Raw genomic sequence first — 22,496 nt, 5'->3', positions numbered from 1 at the left:
GTTGGTCGTCTGGACGTTCTGGAGTTCCTTTCGTCATAATTTCAAAATTTGACACTGAGGTGGCACCATGTCTAAATGACGTACCTATACAATCAGAACCCGTATCACCACCACCAATCACTACAACATCTTTTCCAGTAGCTTTGATTTCTGGTCCTAGGTCTTTAATTCCGTCCACTCTTTTATTATTTTGAGATAGAAAATCCATGGCTTGAACCACTCCTTTTAGATCAGCTCCTTCAATAGGAAGTTTACGTCTAATGGTTGCACCTCCACACAGCACTATGGCATCAAAGTCTTTTTTAAGATCATCTGCTTTTATATCGACGCCAATATTTATTCCTGTTTTAAAAATAATCCCTTCTTCTTTTAAAACATCAATTCTTCGGTCTATAATATTTTTTTCCATTTTAAAATCTGGAATACCGTAGCGTAATAAGCCACCTACTTTTTGATCTCTTTCAAAAACAGTAACTAAATGACCAGCTCTATTCAATTGTTGTGCAGTTGCTAATCCAGAGGGCCCAGAACCCACTACAGCTACTGTTTTACCCGTTCTAGTTGTTGGTGGATTTGCCTTTACCCATCCGTTTTCAAAAGCTTTTTCAACAATATTTTTTTCTATATTTTCTATGGATACGGGGTCTTCATTTATACCTAATACGCAAGCCTCTTCACAAGGAGCAGGGCATAAGCGACCTGTAAATTCTGGAAAATTATTCGTCGCATGCAAAATTGTCGCTGCTTTCTCCCATTTTCCTTTAAATACGGCATCATTAAAATCAGGAATCAAATTTCCAAGTGGGCAACCGCTATGGCAAAATGGAATTCCACAATCCATACAGCGCGCACCTTGATTTTTTAGTTCTTTTTCATCTAAGGGTATTGTGAACTCTTTATAGTTTTTAATCCGTTCTTCAACGGGTTCGTAGGCTTCAACTTTTCTATCGAATTCTAAAAATCCTGTTATCTTTCCCATGTTTTCGATTTATATAGTTTGTAATTTTTCGTTTTCTAAGCGAATTAAGGCTTGTTTATACTCTTCGGGGAATATCTTTATGAATTTCGGAAGCGATGCTTCCCATTTCTCCAATATTCTTTGCGCTAGTGGACTTAGCGTCGCATTGTAATGATTTTCTATCAGCGCCCTTAGTTCTGCGATATCTTTATCTTCATCCACGGGCAGAAGGTTTAAGGCCGCTTTATTACAATTTTTTTCAAAAGTTTTTTTATCGTCAAAAATGTAAGCGATCCCGCCACTCATACCAGCACCGAAGTTTCGACCAACCTCTCCTAGAATTACGGCAATACCCCCTGTCATATATTCGCAACCGTGGTCTCCGATCCCTTCCACTACCGCTTTGGCTCCTGAATTACGAACACAGAAACGCTCTCCTGCCTTCCCGTTAATATAGGCTTCACCTGAAGTTGCACCATATAGCGTAACATTACCTGTGATAACATTGTCTTCGGGTTTAAAACTTGCTTTTTCAGGAACTTTTATAATTAGTTTAGCCCCTGAAAGTCCTTTTCCTAGGTAATCGTTAGTATTGCCATTGACAATCATGGTAATTCCTTTAGTGCTAAAAGCGCCAAAGCTTTGACCTGCTGACCCCGTAAAATTTAGTTTTAAAGTGTTTTCTGGTAATCCTTCTGCGCCGTATATTTTAGAAATTTCATTACTGAGGATGGCCCCAACAGCTCTATTTAAATTATTGATGGGATAATCGACACTCATCTTTTCTTTTCTAAATAGTGCAGGGTGCGCTTTTGCGATGATATCAAATTCAATCGATTTTTCGATATGATGCTCTTGTTTTTGAGTATTGTAAAACTTTGTTCCTGTGGGAACATCAACCTTATATAATATTGGTGTTAAATCGATACCCGCCGCTTTATAATGTTCTATGGCTTTATTACGATCTAACTTTTGTACTTGACCTACCATTTCATTGATAGTTCTAAAGCCTAATTGAGCCATAATTTCTCGTAATTCTTGTGCTACAAAATACATGTAGTTTACGACGTGTTCTGGCTTTCCTTTAAATTTTTTACGTAATTCTGGATTTTGAGTGGCAATCCCTACAGGGCATGTATTTAAGTGACAAACCCGCATCATAATACAGCCAGAAGCTACTAAAGGAGCGGTTGCAAAGCCAAATTCTTCTGCACCTAATAAACAAGCAACAGCCACATCACGACCTGTTTTTAATTGTCCGTCGCATTCTAAAACAATTCTATTTCTTAAATCGTTTAAAACTAGTGTTTGTTGTGCTTCAGCAATTCCAAGTTCCCAAGGTAAACCGGCATGTTTTAATGAAGTTAAAGGAGATGCTCCAGTACCACCATCAAAACCTGAGATAAGAATAACATCCGCTTTTGCTTTTGAAACACCTGCTGCAACGGTACCTACACCCACTTCTGAAACTAATTTTACATTTATTCTCGCTTCTCTATTTGCAGATTTTAAATCGTAGATTAATTGCGATAAATCTTCAATCGAATAAATATCATGATGCGGTGGAGGAGATATTAAGCCGACGTAAGGCGTAGAGTTTCTTGTTTTAGCAATAGAAGGATTCACTTTTGGACCAGGCAATTGACCGCCTTCTCCAGGCTTAGCACCTTGGGCCATTTTAATTTGAATTTCCTGTGCATTTGTCAAGTAGTTCGAGGTTACACCAAACCTACCAGAAGCTACTTGTTTTATAGCGCTATTTTTCCAGTCACCCGTAGCATTTTTGTAAAAGCGATCAGCATCTTCTCCTCCTTCTCCTGAATTACTTTTTCCGCCTATTCGGTTCATGGCTACTGCTAAATTTTCATGGGCTTCTTTACTAATAGAGCCATACGACATGGCACCCGTTTTAAAGCGTTTTACAATTTCTGTCCAAGGTTCTACTTCCTCTAAAGGAATAGGATCGTAATTAGAGAATTCAAATAAACCACGAATAGTCATTAAATTTTTTGATTGTTCGTTGACCATACTTGCAAATTCCTTGTACGATTCTGGCTCATTGTTGCGAACCGACTGCTGTAATTTGGCTATTGAAAGCGGATTAAACATGTGTTTTTCTCCGTCTCTTCGCCAACGATATTCACCCCCAATTTCTAAGTCTAAGTTTGCGGCTACTTCCGATGAGTTAAAGGCATTTTTATGGCGTTTCGCAATTTCTTTTTCAATTTCATAAAGACCAATTCCTTCAATTCTAGTAACGGTATTTGGAAAATATTTTTCTACTACTTTCGTATTAATTCCGATACATTCAAATAGTTGAGAACCTCGATACGAGTTAAGGGTAGAAATGCCAATTTTGTTCATCACTTTTAAAATACCTTTACCAACGGCTTTATTATAATTGGCTATGGCTTGATCAGCAGAATAATCAGTGATATTATTCTCTATTATTTGTTCATGTATAATTTCATTGACTAGATACGGGTTAATTGCACTTGCGCCAAAACCAAATAAGAGGGCAAAATGATGTACTTCTCTAGGTTCTGCAGATTCAATTATAACGCTTGCATTAGAACGTTTTTTAAGTCTCTGCAAGCCGCTATTTACGTAGGAGCAGGCCAAAACAGCAGGAATCGGAGCCAAATCCTTACTGACGTTTCTGTCTGAAAGGATAATGATGTTAGTGCCAGCATCTATAGCTTTTGAGGCCGTGGCTAACATGGCTTCTAAGGCGTCTTCAAGACCGTTATTTCCTTTGTTGATTTCGTAGAGAATTGGAATTTCGGTAACCTTATAATCGGGACTTGCATCGTAATTTTTAATTTTGTCTAAATCTTCTTTTGATATGACAGGATTTTGAATTTTTAATTTTCTGCAATGTAGTTCTGTAAAGTCAAAAATATTATGATCGCTACCTAAGGTTAAACTGATATCTGTAATTAGTTCTTCACGAATACCATCCAGTGGAGGGTTGGTAACTTGTGCAAATAATTGCTTAAAATAGTTGTAAATTAACTGTGGTCTTTCAGACAAAATTGCAATGGGTGTGTCGCTACCCATAGACCCTAATGGTTCAATGGCTTTTTCACCCATCGGTAAAATAATGGTATGGATGTCTTCAAGAGTGTAGCCAAAAGCTGCCTTTCTTTTTTCCAAAGAAGCTTCATTTAAAAATAATGGACAATCGTTGTAAGGGATGTCTTTAAGATGTACCAAGTTTTTATCAAGCCATTTTTTATAAGGATATCTTTGGGCTATTTCTTCTTTAATTTCTTCATCATTAATAATGCGACCTTCTTCCATATTCACCAAGAACATTTTTCCGGGCTCTAACCTGCCATGCAATTCAACATTTTCAGGAGCTATGTCAACAACACCGACTTCTGAAGACATAATTACATACCCATCTTTAGTTACCGAATAGCGCGATGGTCTTAGTCCGTTACGATCTAATACGGCACCAATATAATTACCATCTGTAAATGGGATAGAAGCGGGTCCGTCCCAGGGTTCAGATAAGCATGAGTTGTATTCGTAAAATGCTCTTTTAGCTTCTGACATCTCAGGATTTTTCTCCCAAGCTTCTGGCACTAATATCATCATGACTTCGGGCAAAGAGCGTCCTGTCATTAACAATAATTCGACCACCATATCCATAGTGGCAGAGTCCGATTTTCCGGGTAGGATTACCGGAAGTATATTTTTTATTTCGTCTCCAAATAAATCACTTTTTAACAATTCTTCACGAGAACGCATGCGGGTTACATTACCTCTTAAGGTGTTTATTTCTCCATTATGGCACATATACCTAAAAGGTTGTGCTAAATCCCAAGTAGGAAAGGTATTTGTGGAGAAACGCTGGTGCACTAAAGCTAACCTTGTAACCACTCGAGGATCCATTAAATCTTTAAAATAAAGACTAATATCTTCGGGCATTAATAAGCCTTTGAAGATGATAATTTTAGTAGATAAGCTGGGCACATAAAAAAAGTTATTCTCAGATAATTTTGAGTTTATGATCGTGTGTTCTGTGACTTTTCTGGCAATGTATAATTTTAAATTAAAGTCGAAATAACTTTGTTCTGGATTTTCTTTTGCAACAAAGAGTTGCTGTACAAAGGGTTCGGTTTCCATGGCAATTCTTCCAGGAATTGATCTGTTTACAGGTACATTTCTCCATCCCAATAATTGTAATCCCTGTTTTTTAATATTTTCTTCAAAAACAGAAATACAAAATTCTCTTTGGTTTTGTTTTTGAGGGAAAAAGATGTTACCTGTCGCATAATTTCCAGGCAGCGGTAATTCAAAGTTGCATTCGTCTTGGAAAAAATCGTGAGGAATATCAATTAAAATTCCAGCGCCATCACCGGTTTTCCCATCAGAACTTACAGCACCCCTATGTTCTAATTTTTCTAATATTTCAAGGGCTTTATGAATAATGTCATTCGATTTTTTCCCTTTAAGACTGCATATAAATCCTGCTCCACAATTATCATGTTCAAATTCTGGTAAGTATAAACCTTGTTTTTTGAGCGCCATAAATTAAAGTATTTTCTCAAAAATACCTTATTATATGCGTTATGTATAGTGTTTTGGATTAAATACAATAAAAAAAGCAACGTTTTAAATAAAACCTTAATAATTATTCATTATTAACTATTTGTTGTCCATAATTTATCAAATTGATAATTTCAGCCCTTAACAGAGGTAAAATTCTGTTGCTTAAGGGGTTTGTTGCTGATTGATGGATTTATTTTTAATGATATATTTAAAAATAAAGGGTTAAATGCATTTTAAACCTTATTGAAACACAAACACCCCTAATAAATTAGGGGTGTTTGTGTTTAGTAGATTATTTTATTGAGTTATAATACTTCTAGAAATAACAATTTTCTGTATTTCAGAAGTTCCTTCGTAAATTTGAGTGATTTTAGCATCACGCATTAAGCGCTCTACATGATAGTCTTTTACGAATCCGTTTCCGCCAAAAATCTGTACCGCTTCAACACTTGTTTCCATGGCTACCTTAGAGGCGTAGAGTTTGGCCATGGCACCCGATAAATCATAATTTTTGCCTGTATCTTTATCCATCGCAGCTTTATAAACGAGTAATCTTGCCGCTTCAATTTCGGTATGCATGTCTGCTAATTTAAAGGCAATTGCTTGGTGATTGCATATTTCGGTACCAAAAGCTTTTCGCTCTTTAGAGTATTTTAAAGCCAATTCATAAGCGCCAGCAGCAATTCCAAGGGCTTGAGCTGCGATACCTATTCTTCCACCACTTAATGTTTTCATTGCAAATTTAAAACCAAAGCCATCTTCACCGATTCTGTTTTCTTTAGGAACTTTAACGTCGTTAAATAACAATGAATGGGTGTCACTTCCTCTAATTCCTAATTTATTTTCTTTGGGTCCAATTTCAAAACCAGGCATTCCTTTTTCTAAGATAAAAGCATTGATGCCTTTGTGCTTTTTGTCGATGTGAGTTTGTGCTATGACTAAATAAATTTCAGCCGAGCTTCCACTTGTAATCCAGTTTTTTGTGCCGTTGATGACGTAATGATCGTCTTTTTCTATCGCTGTAGTCTTTTGAGATGTCGCGTCACTGCCTGCTTCTGGTTCCGAAAGACAAAAGGCGCCAATGGCTTCTCCTGAAGCTAAGCGCGTTAAGTATTTTTCTTTTTGCGCCTCAGAGCCAAAAGTGTCTAATCCCCAACATACTAAGGAGTTGTTTACAGATACCACAACGGAGGTAGAAGCATCAATTTTTGATAGTTCTTCCATTGCTAATACGTACGACATGGTATCTAAACCGCTTCCGCCATATTTAGGATCCACCATCATCCCCATAAAACCTAGTTCGCCTAGTTTTTTAATTTCTTCTTTTGGAAACCTTTGTTCTTCATCTCTTTCAATTACGCCTGGTAGTAATTCATTTTGAGCAAAATCTCTTGCTGCTTGTTGAATCATTAGTTGCTCTTCTGATAATGTAAAATCCATATAATTACGATATAATTAAAAAACTCAAACAAAGATAAATCAATATTATCATATAATTAGTAATGTATCTTTTTTTTGAAGAATATAGTAATAGGATTTTTTATTTAGCCTTTGTGAAAAAATAATAGTTACTTTTTGATTAAACGCTGTTATTGCGTGTCATTATTTTTATATTTGCTATTCTTATTACACGTATTAATGATATATTTATAATTATGAGGCAACACTAACCCCTCGGGGTGCTATTCAATACTACTTCCGAAACATACAGCGTAAAAAACTAGTTTAGTCAAATTAATTTAATACATCAAATACTTGAAAGATTTACTTTTAAAATACGAGAATAAGGCACCAGAAATAGTTTTTCATTGGAAAGACCCAGAAACAGAAGCAGAAGGTTGGACGGTTATCAACTCACTTCGAGGAGGAGCGGCTGGTGGAGGCACTAGAATGCGTGAAGGACTTGACGTAAATGAAGTTTTGTCGCTGGCAAAAACAATGGAAGTTAAATTTACAGTTTCTGGACCACCGATTGGAGGAGCAAAATCTGGAATTAACTTTAACCCGAAAGATCCGAGAAAAAAGGGAGTTTTAGAACGTTGGTACCATGCAGTAGCCCCTTTGCTTAAAAGTTATTATGGCACAGGAGGAGATTTAAACATTGATGAGATACACGAAGTAATACCAATTACGGAAGATGCTGGCGTGTGGCACCCTCAAGAAGGAGTGTTTAATGGTCATTTTAAACCTACTGAGGCTGATAAAATAAATAGAATAGGTCAATTAAGACTCGGTGTTATCAAGGTTTTAGAGGCGAATAATTATTCTCCTGATATTGCACGAAAGTACACAGTAGCAGATATGATAACAGGCTATGGTGTAGCAGAAGCGGTAAAGCACTATTACGATATTTTTGGTGGATCTGTGGTGGGTAAAAAGGCTATAGTACAAGGTTTTGGAAATGTAGGCGCTGCCGCTGCTTTTTATTTGTCAAAAATGGGAGCTAAGGTTGTTGGTGTCATAGACAGGGTAGGTGGTGTGATAAATGAAGAAGGATTTACTTTTGAGGAAATCGTAGCGCTGTATAAAAACAAAGATGGCAATACTTTAGTATCCAGTGAAATGATACCTTTTGAGGAAATAAATGAACGTATTTGGGATTTAAAAGCCGAAATTTTTGCCCCTTGTGCTGCATCTCGATTGGTGACAAAAGCACAAATTACTAGAATGATAACATCGGGATTAGAAGTGATTACCTGCGGAGCAAACGTTCCTTTTGCAGATAAAGAAATCTTTTTTGGTCCCATTATGGAATATACAGATGAGCAAGTAAGTCTAATACCAGATTTTATTTCAAATTGTGGTATGGCTAGGGTCTTCGCTTATTTCATGGAAGGTAGGGTCGCCATGGATGACGATTTAATATTTAATGATACTTCCGTGACCATTCAAAATGCAATTTTGAATATCTTTAAACAAAATTCCACAAAAACAAACTTAAGCAAAACAGCTTTTGAAATAGCATTAAAACAATTAATTTAAATTTAATCACTCTATGGAAACCATTATTGTAATTGTATTTGTTTTAGGATACCTAGCTATAACCTTAGAACATAATCTTAAAATAGACAAACTTATTCCTGCATTAGCTATGATGGCTTTGTTATGGGCGATTATTGCATTGGCTCATATGCCAGTTTTTGAGGTGAATACTGAATTAAGGGAATTGGAGCCCTCGCACATTGATGAAATTCTACTACATCATCTTGGGAAAACAGCTGAAATTCTATTTTTCCTGCTGGGTGCCATGACTATTGTAGAAATAATAGATTACTTCGATGGTTTTGCAACTATTAAGGGGTTTATAAAAACTAAAAGTAAAAGAAAATTACTTTGGTTATTTTCAATTTTAGCATTTATATTATCTGCTATCATAGATAATTTAACAGCCACGATTGTTTTAATAACCATTTTGCAAAAAGTAATTAAAGAACGCGAGACACGCTTATGGTTTGCGGGTATTATTATTGTTGCAGCAAATGCAGGCGGTGCCTGGTCGCCGATTGGAGATGTTACCACGACCATGCTATGGATAGCCAATAAAGTTTCTGCCTTACAGCTTATTGAACATGTGTTAATACCGTCTATTGTTTGTATGGTTGTTCCAGTACTTGTGGCCAGTAGATTTAAAGTTTTTCAAGGTCAGATTGATGGTAGCCTTGAAGAAGAAGTGGTGAAATCAAAATATGGTTCAACGATGTTGTATTTAGGACTGGGAGCTATTGTTTTTGTGCCTCTTTTTAAGACGGTAACACATTTACCTCCTTATGTAGGCATGATGCTATCCCTAGCTGTTGTAGCTACTTTTGCGGAGATATTTAGTAAATCTAAATTTAATATTACCACTTTAGATGGAGGAGAAGGAGAGGCTGCTGGTCATCACAGTCCTGTACATCATTCTTTGTCAAAAATTGAATTACCAAGCATATTATTCTTCTTAGGAATCTTACTAGCCGTTGCGGCTTTAGAATCATTGGGTATTTTATTTCATGCAGCAGGTAGTTTAAACGAGGCGATTCCGAATACCGACATTGTAGTTATGCTTTTTGGTATTGGCTCGGCCGTGATAGATAACGTACCCTTGGTTGCTGCCAGTATGGGAATGTTCTCCGAAAACATGGACAATCCATTATGGCATTTTATCGCTTATTCTGCAGGAACAGGGGGCAGTATGTTAATTATTGGCTCAGCTGCTGGAGTGGTTGCTATGGGTATGGAGAAAATAGATTTCTTTTGGTATTTAAAGAATATTGCTTGGTTAGCCTTGATTGGTTTTGTTGCTGGAGCAGGTGTTTTTATTTTGATGCGAGATTTTGTCTTGAACGTATAATTTAATCGATAAAATACCGTTATAAACACAACTTAAATATAATTAGTGTATGTCATTGTTTCAAGACCTTGTGAATGAAGCTCAAATTGGAGAACCTATTGCTGAAGAGAAAACTTTATCTATAATCGATTTGATTGTCGGTGGTGGTATGGGAAGTATCATTATTATCTCTGTTTTATTTGTAATGCTTTTTGTGGCATTATATATTTATTTTGAACGTTTGTTTGCCATTAAGGCGGCCTCTAAGATTGATAAAAACTTTATGAATCAGATTCGAGACCATGTATCGAACGGAAAATTGGAAGCGGCAAAACTATTGTGCGCACAAACAGATTCTCCTGTTGCTCGTTTAACAGAAAAAGGAATTTCACGTATAGGAAAACCTTTGGATGATATTAACACCGCCATTGAAAATGCGGGTACCTTAGAAGTATACAAATTAGAAAAGAACGTAAGTGTTTTAGCTACGGTGGCCGGAGCAGCGCCAATGATTGGTTTCTTAGGAACTGTAATTGGTATGATTTTAGCTTTTCATCAGATGGCATCAAGTGGCGGACAAGCAGAAATGGGTTCCTTGGCATCGGGTATTTATACAGCGATGACCACAACGGTTGCAGGTTTAATTGTCGGGATTATTGCGTATATTGGCTATAATCATCTAGTGAATAGAACCGATAAAGTAGTGCATAAAATGGAAGCGAATGCGGTTGATTTCTTAGACTTGTTGAATGAACCACTTTAATTTCATCGAAACGTACAAAATAAAAATAAGATGAAACTAAAAGGTAGAAATAAAGTAAGTCCAGATTTCAGCATGTCGTCGATGACAGATATCGTTTTTTTGTTATTGGTCTTCTTTATGTTGACTTCTAACTCACCAAACGCATTAGATTTACTGTTGCCGAAAGCAAAAGGCAAGTCAACGAACACACAGAATGTTTCTGTCAGTATTGATAAAGATTTACAGTACTTTGTGAATAATCAGAGAATAAACGGAGAATATATTGAAATTGAACTAAAAAAAGCATTAAAAGGACAAGAGGACCCTACTATAATTCTTAGAGCAGAAGAAAGCGTTGCGATTAGAGAAGCTGTGAACGTTATGGATATTGCAAATAAGAATAATTACAAGGTAATTTTGGCAGTGCGCCCAAAATAATGCCATTACTAGACACAAAACATAAGAAAAAATCATTTACACTTACCTCTATTTTGTTAAGTGTATTACTTGTTTTGCTTTTTTATATAGGATTAAGCTATTTAGACCCGCCTATTGAAAAAGGAATTGCCATCAATTTTGGTACAACCGAATTTGGTAGTGGAGACGTACAGCCCAAAGAGAAAATAAAATCAGAACCTTTAGACAAACCCATAACGCCACCAAGTCAGCAAGAAAAAGTAGAAGAGATGGTACCCAAAGAAGTTTCAGCTAAAGAACAGGCCTCTGAAAAAGTACTTACCCAAGAGAGTGAAGAATCGATTGTAATCAAGCAACAAAAGGAGGCGAAACGTAAGGCAGATGCTGTTGCGAAAGCAGCACAAGCGGAAGCTGATCGAATTGAATTGGAGAAAAAAGAAGCACAAGAAAAGGCACAAAAAGAGCAAGACGCTAAGAAGCGAAAGTTAGACGAACTCATGGGTGGCCTGAATAAGTCTGACGGTTCCGCAAGTGGAAGCGAAGGTACAGATACCCAAGCCGGTGACAAAGGAAACCCTAATGGAGATCCTTATGCAACGAGTTATTACGGAGCCCCAGGTTCTGGTAATGGAGGTACTGGCGGTTATGGATTAAATGGCAGAAGTTTAGTTGGGAACAGTTCTGTGCAACAAGATTGTAATGAAGAGGGTAGAGTTGTCGTTAAAATTGTTGTTGATAGGTCTGGTAAAGTGATTAGTGCTACACCCGGAGTAAAGGGAACTACCAATACGAACCCTTGTTTAATGAAACCCGCAGAGCTTACCGCACGTTCACATACTTGGAAGCCAGATGCCAACGCCCCTAGCCAACAAGTAGGTTTTGTCGTCATCAATTTTAAATTACGAGAGTAATCCATGACGTATACAGAGGTTTTAAGCTGGATGTTTGCCCAGCTTCCCATGTACCAGCATAAAGGCGTCTCTGCGCATTCTGGTAAGTTAGAAGCCATTGTATCTTTTGTTGCACACCTTCATCACCCTGAAAAGAAAATCAAAACCATACATGTGGCAGGAACCAATGGAAAAGGTTCTAGCAGCCATTTGATAGCTTCTATTTTACAAGAGGCAGGCTATTCCGTTGGCTTGTATACTTCCCCACATTTAAAAGATTTTAGAGAGCGTATTAAAATTAATGGGAAAGTAATTCCCAAACAAAAGGTGGTCGATTTTATTGAAACGAACTTAGAGTACCTTCAAAAAAATAAACTTTCTTTTTTTGAGATGACCGTTGGTATGGCATTCGATTATTTTGCATCAAAAAAAGTCGATATAGCTGTAATAGAAGTTGGTTTGGGGGGGCGTTTAGATTCAACCAATATTATTACTCCAGAAGTTTCATTGATTACGAATATTGGTTTTGATCATGTCGATATTCTTGGTGACACCCTTGAAAAAATCGCTTTTGAGAAAGCAGGAATTATAAAGCCAAATTGCCCCGTGGTGATTAGTGAAACACAGCCCGAAACACGGGAAGTTTTTAAAAAGGTAGCCCTACAGCATCATGCGGAAATTTTATTTGCCGATGAAGAGTTCTCTGGGATAGCGCAATACCCAAGCGCATTGTTAGGGGACTATCAAGCCAAGAATAATAAAGGAGTTTTAGGAGTATTTAAAGTTTTAAAAGGGTATCAAGTAAGCGAAGAAAACCTTAAGAACGGATTCTTAAATGTCATTGCAAATACGGGCTTACTGGGTCGATGGCAAATACTTTCTGAACATCCAAAAGTTGTTTGCGACACAGCACACAATGCAGAAGGACTCAAGCTGGTCATGCAACAAGTGCAAAAACAAAGCTTTGATGCTTTACACTTGGTGCTGGGTTTTGTAAAAGACAAAGATTTGAAGGCTATTGCGCCGCTATTTCCAAAAAATGCAAAATATTATTTTTGTAAACCCGCCATTGAAAGAGGTTTGGAGGTGGAAATTTTAAAAGATAAATTTGAAGTGTTTGGTCTATTTGGTGATTCCTATAGCACTGTAAATAAAGCATTTGAAGCAGCTTTAGAAAATGCAAAACAAAATGATTTTATTTATATTGGAGGCAGTACCTTTGTGGTTGCAGAAGTTGTTTAAAATTTATTATTTTTTTCTTTTGCAATATCAAAAACTATTCTATATTTGCACTCGCTTAATCAAACAACGATGAGCAAATCGGGCTCTTAGCTCAGTTGGTTTAGAGCACCTGCCTTACAAGCAGGGGGTCGTAGGTTCGAATCCTACAGGGCCCACAGTAACAAAGACAAGCCTTTCAAGAAATTGAAAGGCTTTTTGTATTTTCATCAGTACAACAATTCTTCCTACTGCTAATTTTAGGTATTTGTACAAAAGTTGTGGCATTCATGATAGAACGAAATTGTGCGTTGGTATATCATGTGCATAGACCAAGCCTACAGGTTTATCACCTGTACTTTGCAATGATCTTCATAGGCTCAAAGGTAAAAAAGGCATAGCGGTTCAATTTTATAGAAATGTAAGCTATTAAAGTTTTTTAAAAGGGATAGCCAATCGCAAAATTAAAGATAAGATTATTAGCTCCACCGCCGAAAAAAGGAGTTCTTAGCCTATCGCCTTCTTCAAAATAGGGGACTTGTAATGGAGACGCTAAATCAAATCGGATGACAAAACTTTGTACATCTACCCTTAATCCAAAACCTACACCAATACCCAATTCTTTTACCCAATCAGTACCAAATTTTCCTTTCTCTGTAAATTCATTAGTAAAGGCTATGCTTTCTGCAGAAGCATCGGTAGCTATGGGTATTTCGTTGGTTAACCAAATATTACCGGCGTCGGCAAATAGTGCCCCTTTAAAATAAGACCATATGGGGAATCTATATTCTACATTAGCTTCTAGTTTTAAATTTGCGGATTGATCAAAAAATGTAGTGGTATTTGGACTCGTTTCGGAGCTAAAAGTTCCCGGTCCTAGCGATCGAATTTGAAATGCTCTAACGCTATAGGGCCCGCCTGAAAAAAACTGCTTTACAAAAGGCAGCGTACTAGAGTTTCCGTAAGGGATTCCCCAGCCGGCATAAATTCTTGAAATAAGTGTTTGTTCTTTTCCTGTTTTAAAATAGTACCTAAAATCAACATCTGCTTTGCTGTATTGAGCATATTCTAAGCCTAAAACCTTCTTTTTCCCACCACTTAATAAACTCAATGTGTTTCCTGCAAGATCTATACTGGTAGCAACATAAATAGGATTATTTTTTCTTTTATCGGCAAGTTCATTATAAGAAAAAGTATAGTTCAAGCCTGCAATAAATTGTTGCTCAAAACTGTTGGATAAAAACGAATTTTTCTCTAATATGGCATCAAATTCATCGGTGGTATTCGAAAGGTTTACATAGGTAATTCGGATAGGGTTTAAGTCATGAAAAACGTATTTATTCGCTTTCCATTCATACCCAAACGAGGTATTAAAGGAAGCTAAGGTATATAATTTGCTTCTCTGGAGTAAGTCAGCTCCTAAACTTATTTTGGTGCTGGGCACAGCATATTTGAATCTTTTAGGTGAAAATGGGATTAATCTTGGTAAAATCAGATCTGTTTTTAAACCCAAGGCGGTACTACTTAAGCCTGCACTGCTGTTTGCAATTTGTGTTTCATAGGCAAAATTTGCAGAAATACTGATGCGTTCTCCTCCGTTAAAAACATTTCTATTGGTATAGCTAGCCGCAATTCCAGGGCCGGCAAAACCATTAGATTTTGTTACCGCTTGAAGTTCTGCTCGTAATGCCCTTTTGGTAAGTGGTGATAAAAACAAATCCGCAGATAGCCTTCCTTCCAAGTCCACGGCGGTAGTATCTTTTTCATTAAAACGTAAGTTGACGAACTTGTAATTTCCTAATGCCGAAAGTCTATTACTGGTTAAACGAGCAGTTTCTGGATTATATTTTTGTCCTTTTTCCAATAAAATGTAGGCTTCTAATACATCGGGTTTAAAATACCGTTCTTTTTGTATAAAGTGAATATCATTCACAACAGTCTTGTTATTCTTAGGGGTCAAGGTGTCACTTTCAATAGCGTAGTTCGGGTACACTGTTATAGAATCTATGATGTAAGGTATTATAGATTTTTTTGGTGTTCCTTTTTTTAGCCGCAAAAATAAATCAAACTTTTTTTCTTTATAGCGATTGGTGTCTGCTTCAAAAATTAAAAAATCTGGATTAAAATTATAATATCCTTTTTGCTTTAATGTATGGTCAATACGTTCTCGCTCAAATTTCATGGCATCAAGATTAAATCTAGTTCCTGCCTTTAATGCTGTATTTTTTAGTATTTCAGCTATTTCGCTGTAAAGCGGAGCCGCAATGGTATCTAGTTTAAGCTCATTAAGCACATAGGGCGCTGTGGGTGTTGTGTTATAATTTATTTGGGCAAACTTTTTTTTAGTTGCAATTTCTGAGCTGACCTTACTGTAGAAAAAACCGTTATTATCTAACCTGTTTAAAATAAGTGTTTCAACGCGCTGTGTATTTACTTGAGATAAGTAAACAGGTGCTTCACCAATTTTTTTATTCAACCATTTATTGATGAATCCAGGATTTTTCTTTTGTGCTTTGTAATGATAATACAGTCCTAATCGCATTCCTAAAAAGCTGGTATTGGGTTCTGGTGTAAGTAAATTTTCTAATTCACTTTCCATATTTTTTGATAGTTCTAGACTATCATTTGCTACGATGGCTACTGCTGCTCCAGTATATAGCATTTCATCCTCGGGAATAAATTTACTAAGGCTACAGGATTGTAGCATCATAAGGAGTAAAATGACGATAATTTGCGGGTATGTTTTTGTTTGCTTCAAGGCTTATTTTCTTTCCTAATTCCCACGGAGGTGGTCATCTGTTTATGCTGAATATATTTTTACTTGTCTTTGTCTTCGTCTTCGTCTTTGTCTTTGTCTTCGTCTTCGTTTTTGATTTTATTGTTTTCATCCTTTAAAGGATTAAATAACTGGCTAAATTTATTGAATTCTCGATTAAAAATAAGGGCCACACCGGTCACAATCAATTGTCCGTCAATGATATTTTCATATTCATTTTTTCTAAAGCCCCTGAGTCGGTATCTGCCATCTTTTGTCAATAAATATTCAAGGTTTACATTGCCAATAATTGGTGTGGGTTCTTGTCCGGCTTGCGCACTTCCTTCTACATCAACAGCGCTTCCTGCGGAAACAATAAGTCGGTCGTTAAATAATTTCTGCTTGGCATTTATATTTAATTGTGTCCTGTCTTGTGGGTTTTCTCCCTGATAATCGGTAAAGCTATCGAGGTCAAAATCGAGATCAAACCCAGAGTTGCCGAGTATTTCGCTAGAAAACACATTCAATTGATCTGATAATACTCTATTTACATTATCCCGAGCAATGGCTGCGGTTCCCCCGCTACTTCCATCACTCCCTGTATCAGGAAAAAAACGATTCAAGGCTAAAAGAGAAAAAACCTGTCGGTTCAACTCATCTTCTTGTTGGTTGAGTTGTTGCACTCGGCCATAAACGGCACCTCCCAGCGCACCTTGTTCATCTCTAGGCATATCTAGTCCAAAAGATAATTGCGGCTCCAGTAATTCCCCATCTACATTCAAATACACGACAAAAGGCAGTACTTGTTGGTATTTTCTTGTTTGACTAATATCTTGCCCTGAAGTAAGGCTTGACATTAAGGGCGATGCCGAGGTTTCTACCTTGTACACTGCTGTTACATCTAGTTTTGCATCCTGAGGATTTCCTTGCCAGGTGATTGTACTTCCTGGGTTAATTTCAAATCTACGACTGACTAAATTGTACAAATTTGTTTCATAGTGACCAGAATTTAATTCATACCTACCGCTGAGATTTACTCTTCCGTTCGGTTCTATGCTTAAGTTAAGACTTGCATCCCCTGAAACAGCCAGATTATCTCCTGTTTTTTCATCGATAATCACATTAAATTTTGCGTCGTCGGCTATTTCTAAAATAGTTTTTACATCAAAACCTCTAAAAAAGGGTAGTTTTTCTTGCTCATCGTTACGGGTCAGAATATTATCGGGATTCTCGCGGTTCACGAAAATAACTACTCCATCTCGTTCCTGTACATCTAATTGCGACTCAGGAATAACATAGGTTACATCAGTTATTTTTCGAACACGCAATTTTCCAGCTACTTTGGGCAGCTTTAGATTGCCTTTTAGGCTCATATCAGCATCAAAACTAGCTTGCCCATAAAATAAGCTATTATCTTCGATTGTGGAGTTCAAAACTTGAAATTGTTCTGCCTTTAGCTGAATATCAAAAGTAGGATTTATAGGATTTTCAGAAGTGATACTCCCTGTTAGGCTAAAGGTATTATTATTGACATCAGCCATTGAAAAGGTGTCAAAATACAAACCTTTATTATTTATTCTGAGTGATTCGTCCGTGATTTTAAAAGGGGTGTTTAAAGCAGCAATAGTGAATTTAGTACTGTTAAATTTAATAATTCCTTCATATTCGGGCGCGCTTGTTGTTCCAGAAACATCAATGTTTCCTGAAAGAAAACCTTCTGTATTTTTAATACTTCCCTTAGAGAATTTTTCAAGTGTTTTGAGTTCTATTTTATCAAGATTCAAGTCTAAATTTAAAACTGCCCCTGTTGCTGCAGCGGTATAATCTCCATTTAAATTTAAATTGATACCTGCATCTTTTAAGGCTAAATCAAAATTATAGCTATTCGTATTTTTAGAAGTTGCGTTGAGGTTTAAATTTCCTAAGGGAATTTCTAAAGCTTGAAGGTCTAAAATATTGAAATTAGCAATAATGCCCGAAGCACCATTGTTATCTTCCAAAATAAAGGTTCCGTTTACGATCCCGGATGCCAATGCTTCATCAGAGTTTAAAATACTTAAGAGGCTTTGAAGTTTAAAGTTTGTAAAACGGATACCTAAATGTTTTTTCTCAATGCCATCCATACGATTGCTAATAGCTATTTCTTGAGTTTCTCGATTCAGTATAAAATCTTTAAAATTTAAATCCCCATCTAGCACTGATATTTCATTCGTTTCTGGTAGCATCCATTTTTTTGCGTTTAAAACCAAGTTTGATGGATTGACATAGAATTTAAGCATGTCGTTTTTCATCGTAACTTCTGAGCTAATACGCACCAATAGTTCTTTCTCGTTGTTCGCTTTAAAATTTAATTGTAGTTTTTTATCCTCTAAAACGCCAGTCAATGCTGTTTTTTTGATCATCACAGGATACGCGTTTATCTTTTCAAAACCAGCGGAAAATTTCAAATTTTCTGCATCACCAACAATATCAACAGCAAGGCTATCTAAAGTGACGCCATTGTAATTTGCGGTAGGTATTTGTAGTTTGGCGTTTAGTTTTTTTGTTTGCGCATCAAAATCAGCCTGTACATATATACTATCTAGCTGTTTTATTTCCTTAAAAAATACTTTGGTGATAATAGGGTCTGGCAGCAAGCTTAATTTAAAGTTTAATTGAACACTATCGGTTTGTGAAATTTGAGGCAGACTATCTGAAAAATAATTTTTGAACTGCTTGGTTAGGGCTTTGGTTAGGGCTGAAGGTGACGCATTTGCTTTTAAATTTCCTTTTAGAAAATCACTTTCAATACGGGCCTCGGTAGTAAATTCATTAATTTTTGAGCTAATGTCAATAGTACTCAATCGGTACTGTTGGTTTTCGTATACTGCAACCCCATTAAAAACTTGAGCATCTAAATTAAAATTCTCAGGGCTATTTTTTAGATCGGCCTCTAGTTCTACTGCAATTTTAATATCTTCTTCTGAAAAACCTAAGCGCAATAGATCAGCTCCTATTAAATTCACTTTTAACTTTATAGCCGTAGTGAGTGGATCAAGAACAATTGTTGCCTTAGACCTTAAGTTTAAGTTTTCATCCTTAAAATCGGCATTGATAGCGCCCTTCCCGTCAACAATGGTTCCGTCTACCTCTAGGTTCGAAAAATCATAGTCATTAAAAGTTAATTGCTCAAATTCGGCCTTTAGTTTTCCATTTAGGCTGTTTAGGCTACTGCCTTTACCATCAAAATCTAAGGTAAAATCGAGTATTCCCAGTTGTTCGTTATTGAGAATTTTTCCTAATTGCAAGCTGTCAACGGCAAGGTTTCCCTTAAATTCGATAGTGGAAGAATTTTTAAAATTACCGGTAAGATTAATAGTTCCTTCACTCGTTTTTAAGAACGCGTCAGCAGTGATATCATTTAGTTTCCCTTGCGCCTTAGCGCTTAGAAAAAGTGTAGGAGGAATTGATATGCCTAAGCTGTCTTGAGGAATAAACCTTAGTATTGTTGCACTGTTTGTTCTCGCTTCTATGTTGTTGAAATCGAATTCTAAAGTAGCTGTATCCGTGAGGTTTTTAAGTGAACCTTTGGCCAAAAGCGAGGTGTTCTCTCCCCATAACAGCTTAAAGTCAGCAATATTTAATTGCTGTAAAGTACCTTCGGCTTTTAAATTTCCGCTTATAGTTTCATGGGATGCTTTTATAAAATTAGTATTGTTTCTAAGCTCAGGTTTAAAATATAAGGCGTCAGTTAAATCGATTTTAAAGTCTGACAATTCAGCTTTAATCCTTGAGTTTTTGGTTTGTTTTAGAAGATTCGAAAGAGAGCTATACGATAAATTTAGGATGCCATTTAAACTACTCCTATTGGTTAGTACGTTTAATTTAACTACAGATGCTGAGGTATTATTCAAATTTGCATCAATACTGAAGTTTTGTAATTGAAAACCACTTTGTTCTCTAAAAGACAGTTTTTGAAGGTCTACATTTGCCTTTTCAGGTTCATAGTTTAATTTTTTGAGCTTTAAGTTAAAATTTTCAAACTTCAGGTTTTCGGGATTAAATTCATTTTTAAGATCAGAATTTTCATTTTGAACGTAGCTAATCGTATTGTTTTCAACATCGATATCTTCTGCTTTAATAAAAAATTCAGGCCACTCAAAATTAGTGGTAGCTACCCTGGATGTGGAATCTTTGAGATTTACACTTCTTTGCTTTAAAGCAATAGATGAATTTTTTAGCTTGAGTGCGGAGGAATGAAAGCTGTTTTTTGCAAGATCCGCTTTTGGTAATTTTAGTTGAAATTCATTAAGAAAAATGTTTGCCCCAAAACCATCGAGTTGTGACTCGTAAATAGCATTTACATTCTTAAATTTTAAATCATTTATTTTGATATATGGTAACGTTGCCGTTGTCGTTTCGTCTGAAAGACTAGGTTTTGTTTGGCTATAGTTGATATTGGTATTGCTAAGTATAATTTTATCAACTTCAAAGGCCATAGCATTTAGATCTATTTTATCAAAAGAAAGCAATAAAGTTTCTAAGTTTAATTTTGCAAATAAACCAGCGAATTCGTCCCTAAAATCGATTTTGAAATTGGTGAAATCTAGAGTGCCTATATCAATTTTTATGGGCTCAATTTGTGTTGTAGTATCTGTAGTTGTAGTATCAGTAGAAGCAAATGCGTCTATCAAAAAACTAAAATTGTAATCTTCTGATCCTTCATCTCTAGAAATATTAGCCTGTAAACCATCCCAGTTCAAAGATTTTATAGCGATACTATTTTGAAATAATATAGGAGCGATAGGAATATTGGCTTCGAGTGATTTTGAATAGATTAATGTATCTCCTTTTTTGTCTTCTAGATATAAACCTTCTATAAAAGCGTTTCCGGAAAAAGTGATAAAAAGTTTTTTAATTTCAACTTTTGTGCCTGTTTTGTTGGCGACAAAGCGAGTAGCTTTAGCGACAATAATGCTTTGACCCCATGGACTTCTTATAAATAATAACAAACCAAAAATCAATAAAATAAGTACAACAATAAGCCTTAAAATGCGTCTTAGAAAACGATAATTACTTTTTTTCTTTTGCATTTGCTACTTTAAAATTTGGTTCAAGAAGAACAGGCTTAATTTTTAACACTTCTGACTTTTTTCAAAATTAATTAGAAATAGTTGTTCTAGATGTCTTATTCCATAATATTATTACTTCAAAGGGTATAGAATAAAGGAATAAAATAGCAGCAACTTTTTCATGTAAATTACGCAGCTTTAAATTATTCTTTACTACTGTAACAAAGGTTACTGACTTAGGTTTGAATCTAGGTTAATTTTGCATAAAAATAAATCCAAGTCAATGAGAAATATTCTAGTTCTGTTTTTTTTATTATTTCAATTTTATCTAGGAGCTCAAGAAATGATAGTTGTTTCAAAAGCTGATGTTTTAGCAGCAGTGCAAGAGCGCAACAACACTATAAAAATGTCTGAGCAAGATGTTCTGATGGCAAAAGGTGATTATGAACAGACAAACGCAGTTTTATTGCCAAATATTAGTGCCTCACATACGGCAATAGCAACCACCAATCCACTTATGGCTTTCGGTAGTAAATTAAATCAAGGTATTTTAACACAAGGCGATTTTAATCCTGCGATATTAAATAACCCCTCGGAAGTTCAAGATTACGCTACCAGAATTACGGTAGCGCAACCCTTGTTAAATTTCGATGGTTTTTATCAGCGTAAAGCGGCAAAAGCAAAATTAAATGCCACAGAATTACAAGCAAATCGTGTAAATGATTATTTAGAATTAGAAGTTGAAAAGGCCTATATGCAATTGCAACTAGCCTATAAAGCAGTAGAAGTTCTGGAGAAGGCTAAGATAACAGCTCTAGAAAATAAGCGAATTGCGACGAACAACTTTGTTCAAGGCTATTTGCAAAAATCTGATGTTTTGGCTGTTGAGGTTCGTGTTACGGAAATAGAAAATCAGTTACAATACGCAAAAAGTAACATTCAAAACGCTTCTAATGGTCTATCTGTTTTAATGAATGATGATACCTATGCTATGTTACAACCTTCAGATTCATTGACAATAGCATCGGCTGACACAAAAACTATGTTTTTCTCTGAAACTAGAACAGATATTCTGGCTATGGAATCGGCAACTAAGGCCTATAGCGATATGCATAAAGCAGATCAGATGAGTTTTTTGCCAAGTCTTAATGCTTTCGGAACCTATGAACTTCATGATGATGAACTATTTAAAGGTGCCACTGATGGTTATTTAGTAGGAGCAGCATTAACATGGACACTATTTGAAGGCGGAAAGCGTTTTGGAAAATTTAAAAAGAGTAAGGCCGAATTTGAGAAATCTAAATTAGAATTAGACCAATACAAAGCTGAAAGTCAAGTAGAATTAAACAGAGCAAAACGTATGCTGCAAGATGCAAAAAATAATTTGGAGCTCACGACGCTTGCTTTATCTCAAACCCAAGAATCTTTAAGAATTCGAAAAAATAGGTTTGAACAAGGTTTAGAAAAAACAACCGATTTACTGGCGGCAGAAACACAATTTGCACAGAAACATTTAGAATATTTTACTACAATTTTCAATCATAATTACGCTTTAGCGTATGTGCAATTTTTAACTAAAGAATAAAAAGAGAAACA

The 22,496-nt window shown here is 36.0% G+C and carries 12 protein-coding genes and 1 tRNA gene (1 of these 13 only partly in view); 8 read left to right on the top strand and 5 right to left on the bottom strand.

The window, feature by feature from the left end; genetic code table 11:
• The 3 genes from GQ45_RS07595 to GQ45_RS07585 form a co-directional block, all read right to left on the bottom strand.
• Positions 1-979 carry the 5' portion of a glutamate synthase subunit beta gene (locus GQ45_RS07595; protein ID WP_047416442.1) on the bottom strand. It extends 491 nt beyond the left edge of the window, so the window shows 979 of its 1,470 coding nt (coding positions 1-979); the start codon lies at positions 977-979; the stop codon falls past the left edge of the window.
• A 9-nt stretch (positions 980-988) separates the two neighbouring features.
• The gene (gene gltB / locus GQ45_RS07590; RefSeq protein WP_047416441.1) at positions 989-5,497 is read right to left on the bottom strand and encodes a glutamate synthase large subunit; all 4,509 of its coding nucleotides are present in this window, start codon (positions 5,495-5,497) and stop codon (positions 989-991) included.
• Positions 5,498-5,815: 318 nt separating this feature from the next.
• Positions 5,816-6,958 carry an acyl-CoA dehydrogenase family protein gene (locus tag GQ45_RS07585; protein ID WP_047416439.1) on the bottom strand — a complete coding sequence of 381 codons (1,143 nt, stop codon included), beginning with the start codon at positions 6,956-6,958 and terminating at the stop codon, positions 5,816-5,818.
• Between the two features lie 315 nt (positions 6,959-7,273).
• On the opposite strand from GQ45_RS07585, the gene GQ45_RS07580 reads away from it, so the two are divergent.
• The 7 genes from GQ45_RS07580 (at position 7,274) to GQ45_RS07550 (ending at position 13,273) form a co-directional block, all read left to right on the top strand.
• Positions 7,274-8,500: a Glu/Leu/Phe/Val dehydrogenase dimerization domain-containing protein gene (locus tag GQ45_RS07580; RefSeq protein ID WP_047416437.1), complete on the top strand. Its 1,227-nt coding sequence runs from the start codon at positions 7,274-7,276 to the stop codon at positions 8,498-8,500.
• Positions 8,501-8,513: 13 nt separating this feature from the next.
• Positions 8,514-9,848 carry a sodium:proton antiporter NhaD gene (gene nhaD / locus GQ45_RS07575; RefSeq protein ID WP_047416436.1) on the top strand — a complete coding sequence of 445 codons (1,335 nt, stop codon included), beginning with the start codon at positions 8,514-8,516 and terminating at the stop codon, positions 9,846-9,848.
• A gap of 49 nt (positions 9,849-9,897) precedes the next feature.
• A complete protein-coding gene (locus GQ45_RS07570; protein WP_047416434.1) occupies positions 9,898-10,590 on the top strand; it encodes a MotA/TolQ/ExbB proton channel family protein in 693 nt (230 codons plus the stop codon).
• A gap of 30 nt (positions 10,591-10,620) precedes the next feature.
• Entirely contained in the window at positions 10,621-11,007 is a 387-nt protein-coding gene (locus GQ45_RS07565; protein WP_047416432.1) for a biopolymer transporter ExbD, read from the top strand.
• On the top strand, positions 11,007-11,897 hold the full coding sequence (locus GQ45_RS07560; RefSeq protein WP_047416430.1) for an energy transducer TonB: 891 nt from the start codon (positions 11,007-11,009) through the stop codon (positions 11,895-11,897). The genes GQ45_RS07565 and GQ45_RS07560 overlap by 1 nt, the downstream gene beginning before the upstream one ends.
• A gap of 3 nt (positions 11,898-11,900) precedes the next feature.
• Positions 11,901-13,118, top strand: coding sequence for a folylpolyglutamate synthase/dihydrofolate synthase family protein (locus GQ45_RS07555; protein ID WP_047416429.1), 1,218 nt, complete (start codon positions 11,901-11,903; stop codon positions 13,116-13,118).
• Positions 13,119-13,198: 80 nt separating this feature from the next.
• Positions 13,199-13,273: transfer RNA gene (locus GQ45_RS07550), tRNA-Val, on the top strand.
• 260 nt (positions 13,274-13,533) lie between these two features.
• Here the strand turns inward: GQ45_RS07550 and GQ45_RS07545 are convergent.
• Positions 13,534-15,852 carry a BamA/TamA family outer membrane protein gene (locus GQ45_RS07545; RefSeq protein ID WP_047416427.1) on the bottom strand — a complete coding sequence of 773 codons (2,319 nt, stop codon included), beginning with the start codon at positions 15,850-15,852 and terminating at the stop codon, positions 13,534-13,536.
• 59 nt (positions 15,853-15,911) lie between these two features.
• The gene (locus GQ45_RS07540; RefSeq protein WP_047416425.1) at positions 15,912-20,921 is read right to left on the bottom strand and encodes a translocation/assembly module TamB; all 5,010 of its coding nucleotides are present in this window, start codon (positions 20,919-20,921) and stop codon (positions 15,912-15,914) included.
• Between the two features lie 262 nt (positions 20,922-21,183).
• On the opposite strand from GQ45_RS07540, the gene GQ45_RS07535 reads away from it, so the two are divergent.
• Positions 21,184-22,485 carry a TolC family protein gene (locus GQ45_RS07535; RefSeq protein WP_047416424.1) on the top strand — a complete coding sequence of 434 codons (1,302 nt, stop codon included), beginning with the start codon at positions 21,184-21,186 and terminating at the stop codon, positions 22,483-22,485.
• The last annotated feature ends 11 nt before the right edge of the window (positions 22,486-22,496 follow it).

The sequence above is a fragment of the Cellulophaga sp. Hel_I_12 genome, assembly GCF_000799565.1.
Lineage (GTDB): Bacteria > Bacteroidota > Bacteroidia > Flavobacteriales > Flavobacteriaceae > Cellulophaga.
The sequence above is the reverse complement of the archived record's forward strand: the minus strand, read 5'-3'. Positions and strand labels throughout refer to the sequence as shown.